Below are 16086 nucleotides of genomic sequence, written 5' to 3' on the forward strand. Positions count from 1 at the left end.
CAAGGTTGGCACCTACTCAGGGGGGCGAGCGTGTCAACCCAGGTTGACACCCACCAAAGCCGGGCGGCTCAGACCTCCCGATCCAGCAGCGAACCCAGCATCTGGTCCTGGCGCCGTATCACCGTGGCATTGGCGGCGAAGGCCACCACCTCGGCTTTCGCCGCCAGCAGGTCCCCCAATGGCGCGCCAGCATCGGCGTCGGCAGGGGTCATCGCGGCCTGCACCCCGCCCTGCTCCGCCTCACTGCGCAGCAGTTGCAGGCGTCGGGCATCAGGAGTCGCCAGGTTGGCCACGTTGTGCGCGGCCACCTGCACGCCCTGGTGGGCCGCGCGCATCCCGCCGAGAGCGATTCCCATCACGTCGTTCATGGCGGTCTCCGGGCCGCGCTGCGCAGCCCTTCGGACCGGTTAACGGCCGGCGGGCCGCGACCTTGAGTCCACATCAGCCCGACAGGCCCGAGTGGTAGCATATCCCCCTGATTTCAGCGCCTTTTGCCAATGCTCAGTTTTTTCCGCCGCAAGAAGCCCCAGGATGCCCCCGCCACGGAGGCACCCAAGACCCAGCACTACTCGGCTGAAGAGCTGGCGGCGGCGTTCCCGTCAGCCGCCCCGGCCGAAGACGCCGCCACGATCCCGGTAGTCGAAGCCGCAGCACCGGCACCTGTACCGGAACCGGCGCCCGTCGCCGAATGGCCTGCCGTACCGGCTGCGCAGCCGGTCACCGCGCCGGAGGACGTCCAGGCCGAAGTGCTGGCTGCGGCCGCCGTGCTGGCCCCTCTGGCTCCGGTCATTCCGGTCGAGGAACCAACCGCCCCGGCCGCCGACCTGCCAGCTCTGGTGGATGCCCCGCCAGCCCCGGCCGGCAAGCCCGGCTGGCGCGAGCGCCTGCGCAACAGCGTCATCGCGCGCAGCTTCGGTGGCCTGTTCTCGCGCAATCCCAAGCTCGACGACGACCTGCTGGACGAACTGGAAACCGCACTGATCACTGCCGACGTCGGCGTGGGTGCCACTACCGATCTGGTCGAGGGCCTGCGCAAGCGCATGAAGTCGCGCGAGTTCGCTGATGCCAATGCGCTGCTGGCCGCGCTGCGCGCCGAGCTGATCGCGATCCTGCAACCGGTCGCCAAGCCGCTGGTGATCGACCGCAACGCCAAGCCCTTCGTGGTGCTCACCGTCGGCGTCAATGGTGTCGGCAAGACCACCACCATCGGCAAGCTGGCCAAGCGCTTCAAGGACGAGGGCCACAGCCTGATGCTGGCCGCCGGTGACACCTTCCGCGCCGCCGCCGTGGCCCAGTTGCAGGCCTGGGGCGAGCGCAATGGCGTGGCCGTGGTCGCGCAGGGGCAGAACGCCGATGCCGCTTCGGTGGCGTTCGACGCGCTGCAGGCCGGCAAGGCCCGCGGCACCTCGGTGCTGATCGCCGATACCGCTGGCCGCCTGCATACCCAGTCCGGCCTGATGAACGAGCTGGGCAAGATCCGCCGCGTGCTCGGCAAGATCGACCCCACCGCCCCGCACGAAGTGCTGATGGTGATCGATGGCACCACCGGCCAGAACGCGCTGTCGCAGCTGCGCCAGTTCAATGCTGCGGTGAACGTGACCGGCCTGGTGGTGACCAAGCTGGACGGCACTGCCAAGGGCGGCGTGGTGTTCGCACTGGCCCGCGAGTTCGGCATCCCGATCCGCTTTGCCGGCATCGGCGAGCGCCCGGAAGACCTGCGCGTGTTCGACCCGGAAGCCTTCGTCGACGCCCTGCTGCCCGAAGCGCTGGGCGCCTGATACACCGTGCAGCCACGCATGGCGTGGCTCTACTGCACCGCAACCGCAATCCAGTAGAGCCACCCTACGGGTGGCTGCCTTCCCCGGAACACCCATGCCCCGCCAGCCGCACGCCAGCGCCGACAGCCCCCAGCAAGACGACTTCATCGCTCGCCTGCTGCACTGGTTCGACGACCACGGCCGCCACGACCTGCCCTGGCAGCACCCGCGCAGCCCTTACAGGGTCTGGTTGTCGGAGATCATGCTGCAGCAGACCCAGGTGACCACGGTCATCCCGTACTTCCTGCGGTTCCTGCAGCACTTCCCGACCCTGCCCGACCTCGCCACCGCCAGCAATGACGCGGTGATGGCGCAGTGGGCAGGGCTTGGCTACTACGCCCGTGCGCGTAACCTGCATGCCGCTGCAAAGCGCTGCGTGGAACTGCACGGCGGCGACCTGCCGCGCGATTTCGATGCATTGCATGCCCTGCCCGGCATTGGCCGCAGCACCGCTGGCGCGATCCTCAGCCAGGCCTGGAACGACCCGTTCGCGATCCTTGACGGCAACGTCAAGCGCGTGCTCAGCCGCTATCACGGCATCGACGGCTTCCCCGGCCTGCCAGACATCGAAAAGCAGCTATGGGCGATCGCCGAGGCACACGTGGCGAAGGTGCCGGCCGGTCGCATGGCCGATTACACCCAGGCACAAATGGACCTGGGCGCGTCCGTATGCAGCCGGGCCAAGCCCGCCTGCGTCATCTGCCCGCTGCAGGACGCGTGCGTGGCACGCCGCGAAGGCCGCACCGCTGAACTGCCCACGCCCAAGCCCAGCAAGACCCTGCCCGAGCGCGAAGCCGTGGCTCTGCTGCTGCGTGACGCCCAGCAGCGCGTGCTGCTGCAGAAGCGGCCGGACACTGGCATCTGGGCGCAGCTGTGGACGCTGCCGCAGGCGGAGGCCGGCAGCGACCTGCAGGACTGGTTCGACGCACATGTCGACGGCTCGCTGGAAGATGCAGAGGAACTGCCGGTGCTGCAGCACACCTTCAGCCACTACAGGCTGCACCTGCAGATATTGTCACGGAAGGTGCGCGGCCTGCGCGTGGAAGAACCCACGCTGCGCTGGGTCGCCAACGACGAGCTACCCGCATTGGGCCTGCCAGCGCCGATCCGCAAACTGCTCGACGGCGCCACGATCAGGACGCCAAAACGAACTTCCAAGAAATCCCGCAACCACGAGTGAGTGCCATGCCCCGAACCGTCTTCTGCCAGTACGAACAACGCGATGCCGAGGGCCTGGACTTCGTGCCCTACCCCGGCGAGCTGGGCCAGCGCATCTTCAACAACATCGGCAAGCAGGCCTGGGCCGCATGGCTGGCGCACCAGACCATGCTGATCAACGAGAACCGGCTGTCGCCGCGCACCCCGGAGCATCGTGCGTTTCTTGAAGGCGAACTGGTCAAGTTCCTGTTCGAGAAGGACGCAGAGAAGCCGGCTGGCTTCGTTCCGGAAGCCTGACCTGCCGGTAGCGCCGGGCCATGCCCGGCGTCCAGGCATCCGCCGGGCATGGCCCGGCGCTACCCGTTCATTTCCCGGATTCCTCGCGCTCCTGCACCTGCGCCTGTCGCAGCTCCTGCTCGGACGCGCGCAGCGCCTTCACATCCAGCTTGCGGATGCTGTCGATGAAGCACGGCATGCGCGGGCCACCGGTAGGGTCGCGCACCAGCACCTTGTCGAAGCGCGCCGAAACACGATTCATCTGGCTGGTCAGGCCGATGGCGGTGGCATACGGCAGGTCCTGGCAGGGGCCTCTCAGCTCCAGCAGGTAGGCCTCGCTCGGGCGCGTCCAGACCGCCAGTGCGCTGTCGCCCAGTTCGGTCCAGCCATTGAGGGTGCCGAAGAACTGCATGTCGCTCTGCGGCGCACCGGCGTGGGCGCGGTAAAGGTCAAGCTTCTCGGCGCTGCTGAGCCGGCCGGTGGTCGCGCAGGCGACCAGGGCGAGGCAGAGGCCGGCCAGCAGGATCGGGGTCTTCATGGCGATCTCCTCGGGGAACTGTCGCCATCATGCGCCCGGGCTCGCAACGCTGGCGCGCCGACCGGCAGCCCATTCAGCCGCCGGTCGGCGGCTGCTGGCCGGACCACGGTAGACGCCAACCTTGCTTGGCGCTCGCCCTGAAGGAGCAGCCGACCCAGGTCGGCTTGCACCAAAGCGGGCCCAGCGCCTCAGACGTCGGCGTGGGCCAGTGCGTGCAGGCGCCCTTCCCGCAGTTCCAGCACCCGGTCCAGGCGACGCGCCAGGCTGCGGTCATGGGTCACCAGCACCAGGCTGGTATGGCGCGCGCGGTTGAGTTCAAGCATCAGCTCGAACACCGTTGCCGCCGTGCGGTCATCCAGGTTGCCGGTAGGCTCGTCGCCCAGCACGCAGGCTGGGTGATTGACCAGTGCCCGCGCCACCGCAGCACGCTGCCGCTCGCCGCCGGACAGCTCGCCCGGCTTGTGGTCCAGGCGATGGCCGAGGCCGACCGCTTCCAGCAGCATGGTGGCGCGGCTGCTCGCTTCGGCCACCGCGGTGCCAGCCAGCAGCACCGGCATCATCACGTTTTCCAGCGCGGTGAACTCCGGCAGCAGGTGATGGAACTGGTAGACGAAGCCCAGCGCCTGGTTGCGCAGCAGGCCGCGCGCGGTGTCCGACAGCGCCGACATGCGCTGGCCGGTCACATAGACCTCACCGGCAGTGGGAATGTCCAGGCCACCCAGCAGGTGCAACAGCGTGCTCTTGCCGGCGCCGGAGGCACCGATGATCGCCACCGTTTCGCCGGCGGTCACGGTCAGGTCCAGCCCATCGAACACCGGGGTCTGCATGCGCCCTTCAGCGTAGGTCTTGCCCAGTGCTTCGGCACGGATCACTTCGTCGCCGCGGTTGAAGACCTTATTCATAACGCAGGGCCTCCGCCGGCTGGGTGCGTGCTGCCCGCCAGGCGGGATACAGGGTGGCCAGGAAGCTCATCAGCAGCGCGACCACGGTGATCGCCACCACGTCGCCCGTCTGCATGTCGGTCGGCAGGCCGGTGATGTAGTACACATCCTCCGGCAGCAGCTTGACGTTGAACACGCTCTCGATGGCGCCGAGGATGCGTTCCAGGTTGAGGGTCAGGGTGATGCCGCCGATCAGGCCAGCCAGCGTACCGAAGATGCCGATCAGCGAACCCTGCACCATGAACACCTGCATCACGCCACCCGGGGTCAGGCCGAGGGTGCGCAGGATGGCGATGTCGGCCTGCTTGTCGGTCACCAGCATCACCTGCGAAGACACCAGGTTGAACGCACCCATGGCGATGATCAGCGACAGCAGGATGCCCATCACCACCTTTTCCATGCGCAGTGAGTGGTAGAGGTTGGCATTCTGCTGGGTCCAGTCGCTTACGCGGTAGGCGCCACCGAGGTTCTGCGCAAGATCCACGCCCACCTCCAGCGAGCGGTCCATGTCGTGCAGTTTCAGGCGCACGCCGGTGGCACCGTCGCTGCGCAGCACGCGCTCCAGGTCCTGCATGTTGGCGAAGCCGACGCCGCGATCGACCTCGTTGTAGCCGGCCTCGAAGAGGCCACTGACGGTGAAGCGTTTCATCCGCGGCACCGCGCCGGCCGGCGTGCCCTGCACTTCGGCAAAGGTCACCAGCACCTGGTCACCAACGTCCACGCCCAGCCAGATCGCCAGCTCCTTGCCCAGCAGCAGGTTGAAGCTGCCCGGCTTGAGGCTGTCATAGCTGCCCTTGGTGATCTTCTTGTCGATCACCGAGACGTTCGGCTCCAGCGCCGGATCGATGCCCTGGATAATCGCGCCCTGCACGCGCGGGCCGCTGATCATCGACTGGATCTCGATGTACGGTGCGGCGCCGGCCACACGCGGGTCTTTCCTGGCCACGTCGACCACCCGCATCCAGTCCGGCATCGGTTCGCCGTCGCGGCTGATGGTGGTGTGCGCGGTCATCTGCAGCAGACGGCTGCGGATTTCCTTCTGGAAACCGCTCATGACGGCCAAGGTGGTGATCAGCACCGTAACGCCGAGCGCGATGCCCAGGATCGATGCCATCGAGATGAAGGAGATGAAGCCGTTGCGGCGCTTGGCACGCAGGTAGCGCAGGCCGATCGCCACGGGAATGGGTTTGAACATGCAGGCACGCCAGTCAATTCAGCTTATGGTGCCATTGACCGGGGCCGACGGGAAACGCCGCGTGCGGCCACGGCCAGTCGCAGTTCACGTCGCTGCCCGGAATCGAGCACATCGGGCCAGAACAGCAGGCGCCGGCGGCGCCGATCCTCACACCACAGCAACAACAACCATGGGCCACGCACCACCAGCCGTGGCGTATCAACGTCCTGCCCGGCCACCTGCAGTGGTTCGGGAAGCGGCGCAAGAAGCACCTGTACGCGTGGCCTGCGCTGGCGCCAGGCCAGTTCGGCCAAGCCGACGCCCCAGGCCAGCAGCAGCGCGGGCATCAGCAGCCGCGCAGGCAGATCCGAGGCGCGCAACAGCCAGGGCGCGGCCAGCAGCACCGCCAACTGAGCGGCGGCCTGCAGCCTCGAAGGGCGCCACTCAAGGCTTGAGGGTGAGGATCTTCTGCATGAGGGGGATCGCGTGCGCATGCGGACAGGCCTCGTAGCCCATGAACCAGCGCCACAACTTATCGTCCTCGCAGTCGAGCAGGAACAGGAAAACCTCGCGCTCTTCGGTCGGCGCAGTGCGCCATTCGTGGTCGAGATAGCGCTCGAACAGCTGATCCAGCTCACGCATGCCGCGGCGGCAGCGCCAGCGCAGCTTCTTCAGCAGAACGTCTTCTTCCATCGTGCTTCTCCAGATACAGCAAAGCCACGCATGGCGTGGCTCTACTGAGGTGGTGCAGCCACGCATGGCGTGGCTCTACCGGGTACAGCCAGGCCTGATCAGGCGCGGCGTTCCATCATCAGCTTCTTGATCTCGGCGATGGCCAGCGCCGGGTTCAGGCCCTTCGGGCAGGTGCGGGCGCAGTTCATGATGGTGTGGCAGCGGTACAGCTTGAACGGATCTTCCAGATCGTCCAGGCGCGCACCGGTGTCCTCATCGCGCGAGTCGATGATCCAGCGGTAGGCCTGCAGCAGGATTGCCGGGCCCAGGTAACGCTCGCCGTTCCACCAGTAGCTCGGGCAGCTGGTCGAGCAGCAGGCGCACAGGATGCACTCGTACAGGCCGTCCAGCTTCTTGCGGTCTTCCGGCGACTGCAGGCGCTCGCGGTCCGGCGGTGCCGGGGTCTGGGTGCGGATCCACGGCTTGATCGAGGCGTACTGCGCGTAGAAGTGGGTCAGGTCCGGAACCAGATCCTTGACCACGTTCATGTGCGGCAACGGGTAGATCGGCACTTCCTTCTTGCCGCAGTCCGAGATGGCTCGGGTGCAGGCCAGGGTGTTGGTGCCGTCGATGTTCATCGCGCACGAACCACAGATGCCTTCGCGGCACGAGCGGCGGAAGGTCAGGGTCGGGTCGATCTCGTTCTTGATCTTGATCAGGGCGTCCAGGACCATCGGGCCACAGGCATCCAGATCGACCTCATAGGTATCGGTGCGCGGGTTGCTGTCGTCGTCCGGACTCCAGCGGTAGATCTTGAAGGTGCGCACATTCTTGCCGCCGTTCTTGACGGGGAAGTGCTTGCCCTTCGTGATCTTGGAATTCTTGGGGAGTGAAAACTCGGCCATGGCTGCTCTCGTTGGCTCAGGCGGCCCGCGCCCGTGGGCGCGGATTGCATGGTAGGCGGGGTCGAATCAGTACACGCGCGGCTTCGGCGGCACCACGGACACGTCGTCGGTCAACGTGTACATGTGCACCGGACGGTAGTCGAAGCTGCACTTGCCCTTCTCGTCGACGCTGACCAGGGTGTGCTTCTGCCAGTTGACGTCGTCGCGGTCCGGATAGTCCTCGTGCGCATGCGCACCACGGCTTTCCTTGCGCTGTTCGGCCGAGTTGATCGTCGCCACCGCGTTGAGCAGCAGGTTGTTCAGCTCATAGGTCTCGATCAGGTCCGAGTTCCAGACCAGCGAGCGGTCGGAGACCTTCACGTCCTGGAACGAGTCGAAGATCTTGTCCATCTTCTCGCAGCCTTCCTTCAGCGTCTGGCTGGTGCGGAAGACCGCCGCGTCGGCCTGCATGGTGCGCTGCATGCGGTCGCGGATGACCGAGGTCGGGGTATCGCCGTTGGCGTGGCGCAGCTTGTCCAGCAGGCCCAGCGCCTTGTCGCAGGCATCGGCCGGCAGCGGCTTGTGCGCGGCGCCCGGCTTGATGGTCTCGGCGCAGCGGTTGGCCACCGCACGGCCGAACACCACCAGGTCGAGCAGCGAGTTCGAGCCCAGGCGGTTGGCGCCGTGCACGGAGACGCAGGCCGCTTCGCCGATGGCGTACAGGCCCGGCACCACGGCGTTGTCGTTGTCGCCGACCTTCTGCACCACTTCACCGTGGTAGTTGGTCGGGATGCCGCCCATGTTGTAGTGCACGGTCGGAATGACCGGGATCGGCTGCTTGTGCACGTCGACGCCGGCGAAGATGCGGGCGCTCTCGGCGATGCCCGGCAGCTTCTCGTCGATCACGCCCGGGCCGAGATGGGTCAGGTCGAGCAGGATGTGGTCCTTGTGCTCGCCGACGCCGCGGCCTTCGCGGATCTCGATGGTCATCGAACGGCTGACCACGTCGCGCGAGGCCAGATCCTTGTAGTGCGGTGCATAGCGCTCCATGAAGCGCTCGCCGCTGCTGTTGCGCAGGATGCCGCCTTCACCGCGGACACCCTCGGTGATCAGGCAGCCGGCGCCGTAGATGCCGGTCGGGTGGAACTGCACGAACTCCATGTCCTGCATGGCGATGCCGGCACGCATGGCCAGGCCGCCACCGTCGCCGGTGCAGGTGTGCGCCGAGGTGGCGCTGAAGTAGGCACGGCCGTAGCCGCCGGTGGCCAGCACCACGCCCTGGGCGCGGAACAGGTGCAGCGTGCCATCGGACATGTCCAGGGCCAGCACGCCGCGGCAGGCGCCTTCGTCGTCGAAGATCAGGTCGAGCGCGAAGTACTCGATCATGAAGCGCGCATCGTGCTTCAGCGACTGCTGGTACAGGGTGTGCAGCATCGCGTGGCCGGTACGGTCGGCCGCCGCGCAGGTACGCTGCGCCGCCGGGCCTTCGCCGTACTTGGTGGTCATGCCACCGAACGGACGCTGGTAGATCTTGCCTTCGGCGGTGCGCGAGAACGGCACGCCGTAGTGTTCAAGTTCGATGATGGCCGGGATGGCCTCACGGCACATGTACTCGATGGCGTCCTGGTCACCCAGCCAGTCCGACCCCTTGATGGTGTCGAAGAAGTGGTAGCGCCAGTCGTCCTCGCCCATGTTGCCGAGCGCGGCCGAAATACCGCCTTGGGCGGCAACGGTGTGCGAACGGGTCGGGAAGACCTTGGTCAGGCACACGGTCTGCAGGCCCTTGGCGGCCAGGCCGAACGTGGCGCGCAGGCCGGCACCGCCGGCGCCGACCACGACCATGTCGTACTTGTGTTCGGTGATCTTGTAAGCGGACATCTAATCTGGATTCCTGTGTAGGTGCCTGGGCTCAGGCAACGCCGAGGGCGATGCGGCCCACCGCAAACACACTGACGATCATGCCGAGCACGGCGACGAACTTCACCGCGGTCTGCAGCACCAGGGCCAGCAGCGATTCGTGGATGTAGTCTTCCAGCACGACCTGCATGCCGAGCTGCGCGTGCCAGAACATGGCGATCAGCAGGCCGATCAGCGGCACCGCGTTCCACGGCTTGGCCACGGCGGCGGCGGCGGTCGCGTAGTCCGAGCCGAGCAGGCCCAGCACGAAGACCAGGAACCAGATGCCCAGCACCACCAGTGCGGCGGCGGTCAGGCGCTGGTGCACGAAGTGCTCGGTGCCGGTCTTGGCCGAGCCCAGGCCGCGCACGTTCTTCAACGGGGTACGGAACTTGCTCACGCGGCACCTCCGAACATCACATAGGCCCACACCAGCAGGGTGATCACCAGGCTGCCGATGACCGACAGCCAGCTGCTGCGGATGAAGGCCGGGATGCTGAAGCCGATGGCAAAGTCCTGCACCACGTGGCGGATGCCATTGCACAGGTGATAGGCGAACGACCATGTCCACGCGAACAGGAACACGCGGCCATACCAGGCCCCGGCATGGCCGGTGAAGCAGTTCCAGGACTCGGGCCCCATCATCAGGGCCAGCAGGCCGGCAGCGATGATGAGGGCACCAACAGACAGAAAGATGCCGGTGGCTCGATGCAGGATCGAGGTGGCCATCTGAATCTGCCAGCGATACACCTGAAGGTGCGGGGAAAGTGGGCGTTGTCTGGTCGCCATTCGCTGGGCTCGTTGTCTCGGCTGGGCGGCACGCGGCCGCGTTGGCTCAATGCTGATCAGAAATCGATGCAGCGTCCGTTTTTCTCCCAATCGCCATACCGCACCGGATCAAGTCCGCCGCGGCCGCCGAATTCTTCTGCCTTTTCCTGCTCCACGGGCACGGGTGCCGCAGGGACCAGCGGGGCTTCAGTTTCGTCGTCGGGAGTGGGGGTTGTTTGGCCTATCATGTTCGGTCTCGCAACGCACAAATTTTAGACCTCGTTCACGTGCCTGACAACCTGCCCCCTGCTTTCGTCGGATATCCGCGCCTGCCCGGCCACCAGCTGCTGAGCCTGCAGGGCCCGGATGCGGCCGCCTTCGCCCACGCCCAGTTCAGCAGCGATGTCACCGCCCTGCCCCTGTTGCACTGGCAGTGGAGTGCCTGGCTGAGTGCCAAGGGCCGCACCCTGGCGGTGTTCCAGCTGCTCCGGCTGGCCGACGATCACGTGATGCTGGTGCTGGCCGACGGCGATGCCGATGCGATTGCGTCGCAACTGCAGCGCTTCGTGTTCCGTCGCAAGGTGAAGGTACAGGTGCGCAGCGATCTGGCAGCGGCCGGCGCCTTCACCGCGCCCGAGGCCGCCAGCGGCGCGGCGATTGCGCAGGCCGCAGATGAGGGTTGGGAGCTGGACCTGGGCAGCGATGCACTGCCGCGCACCCTGCGCATCGGCAGCGCCGAAGCGTTCGCCGCCAGTTCTGAAGCCGATGAGACTGCTTTTGCCCTGGCCTGGCGCCAGGCCGACCTGCGCTACGGCCTGCCACGGCTGGAAGAGAGCCAGCGCGAAGTGTGGACCCCGCAGCAGCTGGGCCTGGACCGCCTGAATGGCTACAGCGTGAAGAAGGGCTGCTACCCCGGCCAGGAAATCGTCGCCCGCACCCATTTCCTCGGCAAGGCCAAGCGCGCGGTGCAGCTGCTGCATACCGCGGCACCCGCACGTGCCGGCGATGGCGTGCAGCAGGACGGCGCGACGCTGGGCACAATCGCCAGCGTGGCCGGCGAGCTGGCGCTGGCGGTGCTGCCACTGGAGGCTGGCGACGCCGAGCTGCAGGTGGGTGATGCCATTGCGCAGCGCGTGCCGCTGCTGGATGGATTGGCGCGCTGAATCTGACGCGCCCTCATCCACGCATGGCGTGGATCTACTGACCGACCCGGTGGGTGCGGACCGTTGGTCCGCACGCCTTCGGTGAAGGAATGGTAGTGCCGGCCGCTGGCCGGCAACCATGCAGGGTTGAGGTTGCCGGCCAGCGGCCGGCGCTACCCGTTACAGGCGCTCGCCGCTCTCTGCGTTGAAGAAATGCAGGCCCTGCGGGTGGATCGCCACGCGGATGTCATCGCCCACCGCAGGCAACGCCTGCGGTGCCACGCGCATGGTCAGCGCATGCTGGCCACTGCTGAGGTTGACGAAGATCTCGTTGCCGACCGGTTCGATGCCCTCAATGCGCGCGATGAACGCGTGCGCATCATCGGCAGCAGCCGGTTGCAGGTGCTCCGGGCGCACGCCCACCGCGATCGGTTTCTGCAGCCATGCCGGATCGATCGTGGCCTGGCCCAGCGGTGCACGCCACTGGCCGTCGACCACGGTCACGCCACCGGCATCGCCCTGCAGCGTGCCACGCAGCACGTTCATCGCCGGGCTGCCGAGGAAACCAGCCACGAACAGGTTGGCCGGGCGGTCGTACAGCGCCATCGGCGTATCGATCTGCTGGATGATGCCGTCCTTCAGCACCACGATGCGCTGACCCAGGGTCATCGCTTCAACCTGGTCGTGCGTCACGTAGATCATGGTGGTGCCCAGCTTCCGGTGCAGCTGCGCAATCTCGGTACGCACGCTGTGACGCAGCTTGGCGTCGAGGTTGGACAGCGGCTCGTCGAGCAGGAACACCGCCGGCTCGCGCACCAGCGCCCGGCCCAGTGCCACGCGCTGACGCTGGCCACCGGACATCGCCTTGGGCAGCTTGTCCATCATCTCGGTCAGGCCCAGCGTCTGCGCCGCCTCGGCAATGCGCTTGTCGATGGTCGCCTTGTCATGCCCGCGCAGCTTCAGGCCGAAGGCCAGGTTCTCGGCCACGGTCATGTGCGGGTACAACGCGTAGCTCTGGAACACCATGGCGATGTCGCGATCCTTCGGCGCCACGTCGTTGACCACGCGATCACCAATGGTCAGCGTGCCACCGCTGATCTCTTCAAGGCCGGCCACCATCCGCAACAGGGTCGACTTGCCACAGCCGGACGGTCCGACCAGCACCATCAGCTCGCCATCGGCGACCTCGAAGGTGGCGTCCTTCACCGCGACCTGGCCGTTGTCATAGACCTTGCGCACACCCTGCAACTGCACTTTTGCCATATCACCTATCCGGTCCGCCCGAAGCCGGGCTGTCTTTTGGGACTGCCTCGGCCCTCCCGATGGCAGTGATGATTGCGCGCCTGCCGCATGACGGCGAGCACTGCAATCGAATACAGTTGCCCATTCTGCCATGTAAACGTTTTCACGTGGCACTATCCGATGATCGGTGCGCACCGATCTGCGTCGGCGGTTGAACGAAGGTTCCGCCGAGGTAGTGGTTTCGAATGGAACGGTCTTCCGCAGTACGGTAGAACGCCCCTGACGAACCTCGGACAGGCAGTTGCGCGGATGTCCCCCGAACCCAGCCATGAAGCGATTGACAACGATGTCACCCGGATCTGAAACTCGAGCGATGCACGACACCCTCTTCCTGTTCGGTGCCACAGGTGATCTGGCCCAGCGCTACCTGTTCCCTTCGCTGCTTCGCCTGCTTGGCGACGGCCTGCTGCCGGAGGACTTCCGCATCCGCGCACTGGCCCTGTCCGGGCATGACACCGAAGCTTTCCATGACATCCTCCGGCCGCGCCTGCAGCAGGCCATGCCGATGGCCACGCAGGACGACATCGCTGCCCTGCTGCGCCGCATCGACTACCGTTCGGTGGACCTGCGCGATGTCGACTCGGTTGCCGCCGCCGTCTCCGACCTGGTGCACCGCAAGTGTGTCAGCTACCTGGCCATTCCGCCGGGCCTGTACATCTCCACCTGCGAAGGCCTGGCAAAGGGCGGCGCCCTCGCCGCGCCGGCACGCCTGATGCTGGAGAAGCCGATCGGCAGCGACAGCGAGAGCGCCGAGGAAATCATCAGCACCATCGGCCAGTGGATCGACGAGGACCGCGTGTTCCGCCTCGACCACTATCTGGGCAAGGCGGCAGTGCAGAACCTGATCGCGCTGCGCTTCGGCAACACGCTGCTGGAAGCGGTGTGGAACCGCAACTACATCGAATCGGTGCACATCCTGGTGGCCGAGAGCGAAGGCGTGGACGGCCGTGACGCCTACTACGCCCGCTCCGGCGCGCTGCGGGACATGGTGCAGAGCCACATCCTGCAGCTGCTGTGCATGGTGGCGATGGAACCGCCGGCATCGCTGGAAGCCGATCGCATCCGCGACGAGAAGGTCAAGGTGCTGCGCGCCCTGCGCCCGCTCGATGCCAGGCACGCCGCGCGTGACAGCATCCGTGGCCGCTACACCGCCGGCACCATCAATGGCCAGCCGGCCCAGGCCTACCAGCCGCCGGAAGGCAGCGACGTGGAAACCTTCGCCGGTGTCACCGCGCATATCGACAACTGGCGCTGGAGCGGCGTGCCGTTCCACCTGGTCACCGGCAAGCGCCTGCCAGAGCGCACCACCCGCGTGGTGGTCACGCTGAAGCCGGTCACCCACTGGCTGTTCGAGCGCCCGCAGCGCGCGCAGGCCGCGCCGAACCGCCTGGTGTTCCAGCTGCAGCCGCAGGAAAACATCGAACTGGGCCTGATGAGCAGCCTGGCCGGCCCGGAATGGGGTGCCCTGGAACTGCATCCGCTGGAACTGGAACTGTCGGTGCCGACCGGCCTGCACCGCCGCATCGCCTACGAACGCCTGTTCCTGGATGCCTTCAACGGCAACCACACGCTGTTCGTGCGCGACGACGAAGTGCGCGCAGCGTGGGCCTGGATCGACAGCGTTGCCGACGCCTGGAAGGAGGCCAAGCTGCCGCTGGAACCGTATCCTGCTGGCCAGTGGGGCCCGAGCAATGCAGGCGAGTTCCTGCCGCAGGGCGTGGACGCGCCGGACAGCGGGGCCTCGGCATGAGTGCCATCTCGCAGCCGGTGCTGGTTGCCGACATCGGCGGCACCAATGCCCGCTTCGCCCTGGCCGACACCTCGCAGGACGCGCCGCTGCTCAAGGAGAGCATCCGCGAGTACGCGGTGGCGGAATTCCCGTCGCTGGGTGATGCCGCGCGCCACCACCTGGAGCAGATCGGCGCTGCGGCCAGCCGCGGCGTGTTCGCAGTGGCCGGCCGCGTCGACGGTGACGAGGCGCGCATCACCAATCATCCGTGGGTGATCTCGCGCAGCCGCACGGCCGCGATGCTGGGGTTCGACGAGCTGCACCTGATCAACGACTTCGCCGCACAGGCGATGGCGATTTCGCTGCTGCAGCCCGAGGACGTCGTCCAGGTCGGCGGCGCCGCCTGGGTACCGGGCAAGCCGGGACAGCCGCGCAACTACGCGGTGATCGGGCCCGGTACCGGGCTCGGCGTCGGTGGCCTGATCATGCGCCACGGCCGCTGCTATCCGCTGGAAACCGAAGGCGGTCATGTCAGTTTCCCACCGGGCACACCGGAGGAAATCCGCATCCTGGAAATCCTCTCCGAGCAGTTCGGCCGCGTCTCCAACGAACGCCTGATCTGCGGACCCGGGCTGGTCAACATCCATCGCGCCGTGTGCGAGATGGCCGGCATCGACCCCGGCCAGCTGCAGCCGGTAGACGTGACCGCGCGTGCCCTGCACGGTGATCCGCAGGCAATGCGCACCGTGGACGTGTTCTGCGCGGTGTTCGGCGCCATCGCCGGCGATCTGGTACTGACCCAGGGCGCCTGGGACGGCGTGTTCCTGACGGGCGGCCTGACCCCGAAGATGCTCGATTCACTGCAGCACTCCGGCTTCCGCCAGCGCTTCGAACACAAGGGGCGGTTCTCTTCGATCATGGCGAGGGTGCCATCGCTTGCCGTGATGCATCCCCACGCCGGACTGCTGGGCGCTGCCGCCTATGCTGCCGACGCCGAACGTGACGCACCAGGAGTTGCCGCATGAGCCCCACCTTCCACGACGACCGCATCGAGTTCATTCAGCACGGCGACGCCGATGGCTGGATCGAGGCGGTGGCCGCCGAAATGGCGCAGACCCTCAACCACGACATCAATGAGGTGGGCCGGGCCCGCATCCTGCTCTCCGGTGGCACCACGCCGGCGCCGGTATACCAGGCACTGGCCGAACTGGACGTGCATTGGGACCGGGTGGAAGTGAGCCTGGCCGATGAGCGGTGGCTGTCGCCGCAGGATCGCGACAGCAACGCCTGGCTGGTGCGCGAGCACCTGCTCAAGCGTGCCGAGGGTGCGCACTTCGATCCGCTGGTGCGGATCGGCAAGCCGCTGACGGAGTGCGTCTACACCGCCAACCTGCAGGCCCAGCACAGCCAGCCACCCAGCCTGGTGGCACTGGGCATGGGCAACGATGGCCACACCGCCTCGCTGTTCCCGGGTTCGAAGGACCTGGCCCGTGCACTGGAAAGCACCCTGCCCTATGCGGCACTGGATGCCACCGGCTGCCCGGGCGCGAACCAGTGGCCGCTGCGCATCACCCTGACCCCGCACGGCCTGCGCCAGTGCCGCCAGCGTCTGCTGCTGCTGCGCGGCAAGCAGAAGCTGCAGGTACTGCGCCAGGCACTGGACAGCAATGACCCCCAGCAGTACCCGATCCTCAATGCAATCAACCTGGAAGGCGCGCGCCTGCGCGTCCACTGGGCTGATTGATGTCGGCGGCGGCGCCACGCCGCCGCTTGCCTCTCGCCACCACGA

At 66.9% G+C, this 16086-nt stretch carries 19 protein-coding genes; 7 read left to right on the forward strand and 12 right to left on the reverse strand.

Annotation, left to right across the window (positions count from 1 at the left end; all coding sequences use genetic code 11):
- Positions 1-68: 68 nt before the first annotated feature.
- The gene (locus AC5P7R_RS18645; RefSeq protein ID WP_021203986.1) at positions 69-368 is read right to left on the reverse strand and encodes a hypothetical protein; all 300 of its coding nucleotides are present in this window, start codon (positions 366-368) and stop codon (positions 69-71) included.
- Positions 369-497: 129 nt separating this feature from the next.
- On the opposite strand from AC5P7R_RS18645, the gene ftsY reads away from it, so the two are divergent.
- From ftsY to AC5P7R_RS18660, 3 genes are all read left to right on the forward strand, one after another.
- Positions 498-1778 (forward strand): signal recognition particle-docking protein FtsY, encoded by a 1281-nt coding sequence (ftsY, locus tag AC5P7R_RS18650; protein WP_111103658.1) that lies wholly within the window; start codon positions 498-500, stop codon positions 1776-1778.
- Between the two features lie 94 nt (positions 1779-1872).
- The gene (gene mutY / locus AC5P7R_RS18655; RefSeq protein WP_478436404.1) at positions 1873-2997 is read left to right on the forward strand and encodes an A/G-specific adenine glycosylase; all 1125 of its coding nucleotides are present in this window, start codon (positions 1873-1875) and stop codon (positions 2995-2997) included.
- Positions 2998-3002: 5 nt separating this feature from the next.
- The gene (locus tag AC5P7R_RS18660; protein WP_019661206.1) at positions 3003-3272 is read left to right on the forward strand and encodes an oxidative damage protection protein; all 270 of its coding nucleotides are present in this window, start codon (positions 3003-3005) and stop codon (positions 3270-3272) included.
- 67 nt (positions 3273-3339) lie between these two features.
- Here the strand turns inward: AC5P7R_RS18660 and AC5P7R_RS18665 are convergent, their stop codons facing one another.
- The 10 genes from AC5P7R_RS18665 to AC5P7R_RS18710 all read right to left on the reverse strand — a co-directional run bounded on the left by AC5P7R_RS18665 (position 3340) and on the right by AC5P7R_RS18710 (position 10372).
- A complete protein-coding gene (locus AC5P7R_RS18665; RefSeq protein ID WP_021202024.1) occupies positions 3340-3789 on the reverse strand; it encodes a DUF6491 family protein in 450 nt (149 codons plus the stop codon).
- Between the two features lie 188 nt (positions 3790-3977).
- Positions 3978-4691: a lipoprotein-releasing ABC transporter ATP-binding protein LolD gene (lolD, locus tag AC5P7R_RS18670; RefSeq protein ID WP_019661204.1), complete on the reverse strand. Its 714-nt coding sequence runs from the start codon at positions 4689-4691 to the stop codon at positions 3978-3980.
- On the reverse strand, positions 4684-5925 hold the full coding sequence (locus tag AC5P7R_RS18675; protein WP_019661203.1) for a lipoprotein-releasing ABC transporter permease subunit: 1242 nt from the start codon (positions 5923-5925) through the stop codon (positions 4684-4686). Before AC5P7R_RS18675 ends, lolD begins: the two co-directional genes overlap by 8 nt.
- A gap of 23 nt (positions 5926-5948) precedes the next feature.
- Positions 5949-6398, reverse strand: coding sequence for a hypothetical protein (locus AC5P7R_RS18680; protein ID WP_021202023.1), 450 nt, complete (start codon positions 6396-6398; stop codon positions 5949-5951).
- Positions 6349-6597 (reverse strand): FAD assembly factor SdhE, encoded by a 249-nt coding sequence (locus AC5P7R_RS18685; RefSeq protein WP_019661201.1) that lies wholly within the window; start codon positions 6595-6597, stop codon positions 6349-6351. The genes AC5P7R_RS18680 and AC5P7R_RS18685 overlap by 50 nt, the downstream gene beginning before the upstream one ends.
- 98 nt (positions 6598-6695) lie before the next feature.
- Positions 6696-7481: a succinate dehydrogenase iron-sulfur subunit gene (locus tag AC5P7R_RS18690; protein ID WP_005409079.1), complete on the reverse strand. Its 786-nt coding sequence runs from the start codon at positions 7479-7481 to the stop codon at positions 6696-6698.
- A gap of 66 nt (positions 7482-7547) precedes the next feature.
- Positions 7548-9338 (reverse strand): succinate dehydrogenase flavoprotein subunit, encoded by a 1791-nt coding sequence (gene sdhA, locus AC5P7R_RS18695; RefSeq protein ID WP_014036803.1) that lies wholly within the window; start codon positions 9336-9338, stop codon positions 7548-7550.
- A gap of 31 nt (positions 9339-9369) precedes the next feature.
- Entirely contained in the window at positions 9370-9756 is a 387-nt protein-coding gene (gene sdhD, locus AC5P7R_RS18700) for a succinate dehydrogenase, hydrophobic membrane anchor protein (RefSeq protein WP_005409077.1), read from the reverse strand.
- A complete protein-coding gene (gene sdhC, locus AC5P7R_RS18705; RefSeq protein ID WP_005416132.1) occupies positions 9753-10145 on the reverse strand; it encodes a succinate dehydrogenase, cytochrome b556 subunit in 393 nt (130 codons plus the stop codon). The genes sdhD and sdhC overlap by 4 nt, the downstream gene beginning before the upstream one ends.
- A gap of 56 nt (positions 10146-10201) precedes the next feature.
- Positions 10202-10372, reverse strand: a complete 171-nt coding sequence (locus tag AC5P7R_RS18710; RefSeq protein ID WP_074901279.1) for a DUF1674 domain-containing protein — start codon at positions 10370-10372, stop codon at positions 10202-10204.
- Positions 10373-10411: 39 nt separating this feature from the next.
- On the opposite strand from AC5P7R_RS18710, the gene ygfZ reads away from it, so the two are divergent.
- Entirely contained in the window at positions 10412-11287 is an 876-nt protein-coding gene (gene ygfZ / locus AC5P7R_RS18715; protein ID WP_134730656.1) for a CAF17-like 4Fe-4S cluster assembly/insertion protein YgfZ, read from the forward strand.
- A 159-nt stretch (positions 11288-11446) separates the two neighbouring features.
- On the opposite strand, the gene AC5P7R_RS18720 is transcribed toward ygfZ, so the two are convergent.
- The gene (locus AC5P7R_RS18720; RefSeq protein ID WP_019661198.1) at positions 11447-12529 is read right to left on the reverse strand and encodes an ABC transporter ATP-binding protein; all 1083 of its coding nucleotides are present in this window, start codon (positions 12527-12529) and stop codon (positions 11447-11449) included.
- Between the two features lie 352 nt (positions 12530-12881).
- Between AC5P7R_RS18720 and zwf the strand changes: the two genes are divergently transcribed.
- From zwf to pgl, 3 genes are read left to right on the forward strand one after another with little or no spacing between them, the layout of a single operon-like run.
- Positions 12882-14318, forward strand: a complete 1437-nt coding sequence (gene zwf, locus AC5P7R_RS18725) for a glucose-6-phosphate dehydrogenase (protein ID WP_019661197.1) — start codon at positions 12882-12884, stop codon at positions 14316-14318.
- On the forward strand, positions 14315-15322 hold the full coding sequence (glk, locus tag AC5P7R_RS18730; protein ID WP_019661196.1) for a glucokinase: 1008 nt from the start codon (positions 14315-14317) through the stop codon (positions 15320-15322). The genes zwf and glk overlap by 4 nt, the downstream gene beginning before the upstream one ends.
- The gene (pgl, locus tag AC5P7R_RS18735) at positions 15319-16041 is read left to right on the forward strand and encodes a 6-phosphogluconolactonase (protein ID WP_058980277.1); all 723 of its coding nucleotides are present in this window, start codon (positions 15319-15321) and stop codon (positions 16039-16041) included. The genes glk and pgl overlap by 4 nt, the downstream gene beginning before the upstream one ends.
- The last annotated feature ends 45 nt before the right edge of the window (positions 16042-16086 follow it).

This window comes from Stenotrophomonas sp. YJH_SMC_27, assembly GCF_059369815.1.

What these genes read in the sequence shown, in the direction of transcription:
- AC5P7R_RS18645 (WP_021203986.1), bottom strand. Translation starts at nt 368, where the DNA reads ATGAACGACGTGATGGGAATCGCTCTCGGCGGGATGCGCGCGGCCCAC.
- ftsY (WP_111103658.1), top strand. Translation starts at nt 498, where the DNA reads ATGCTCAGTTTTTTCCGCCGCAAGAAGCCCCAGGATGCCCCCGCCACG.
- mutY (WP_478436404.1), top strand. Translation starts at nt 1,873, where the DNA reads ATGCCCCGCCAGCCGCACGCCAGCGCCGACAGCCCCCAGCAAGACGAC.
- AC5P7R_RS18660 (WP_019661206.1), top strand. Translation starts at nt 3,003, where the DNA reads ATGCCCCGAACCGTCTTCTGCCAGTACGAACAACGCGATGCCGAGGGC.
- AC5P7R_RS18665 (WP_021202024.1), bottom strand. Translation starts at nt 3,789, where the DNA reads ATGAAGACCCCGATCCTGCTGGCCGGCCTCTGCCTCGCCCTGGTCGCC.
- lolD (WP_019661204.1), bottom strand. Translation starts at nt 4,691, where the DNA reads ATGAATAAGGTCTTCAACCGCGGCGACGAAGTGATCCGTGCCGAAGCA.
- AC5P7R_RS18675 (WP_019661203.1), bottom strand. Translation starts at nt 5,925, where the DNA reads ATGTTCAAACCCATTCCCGTGGCGATCGGCCTGCGCTACCTGCGTGCC.
- AC5P7R_RS18680 (WP_021202023.1), bottom strand. Translation starts at nt 6,398, where the DNA reads ATGCGCACGCGATCCCCCTCATGCAGAAGATCCTCACCCTCAAGCCTT.
- AC5P7R_RS18685 (WP_019661201.1), bottom strand. Translation starts at nt 6,597, where the DNA reads ATGGAAGAAGACGTTCTGCTGAAGAAGCTGCGCTGGCGCTGCCGCCGC.
- AC5P7R_RS18690 (WP_005409079.1), bottom strand. Translation starts at nt 7,481, where the DNA reads ATGGCCGAGTTTTCACTCCCCAAGAATTCCAAGATCACGAAGGGCAAG.
- sdhA (WP_014036803.1), bottom strand. Translation starts at nt 9,338, where the DNA reads ATGTCCGCTTACAAGATCACCGAACACAAGTACGACATGGTCGTGGTC.
- sdhC (WP_005416132.1), bottom strand. Translation starts at nt 10,145, where the DNA reads ATGGCGACCAGACAACGCCCACTTTCCCCGCACCTTCAGGTGTATCGC.
- AC5P7R_RS18710 (WP_074901279.1), bottom strand. Translation starts at nt 10,372, where the DNA reads ATGATAGGCCAAACAACCCCCACTCCCGACGACGAAACTGAAGCCCCG.
- AC5P7R_RS18720 (WP_019661198.1), bottom strand. Translation starts at nt 12,529, where the DNA reads ATGGCAAAAGTGCAGTTGCAGGGTGTGCGCAAGGTCTATGACAACGGC.
- zwf (WP_019661197.1), top strand. Translation starts at nt 12,882, where the DNA reads ATGCACGACACCCTCTTCCTGTTCGGTGCCACAGGTGATCTGGCCCAG.
- glk (WP_019661196.1), top strand. Translation starts at nt 14,315, where the DNA reads ATGAGTGCCATCTCGCAGCCGGTGCTGGTTGCCGACATCGGCGGCACC.
- pgl (WP_058980277.1), top strand. Translation starts at nt 15,319, where the DNA reads ATGAGCCCCACCTTCCACGACGACCGCATCGAGTTCATTCAGCACGGC.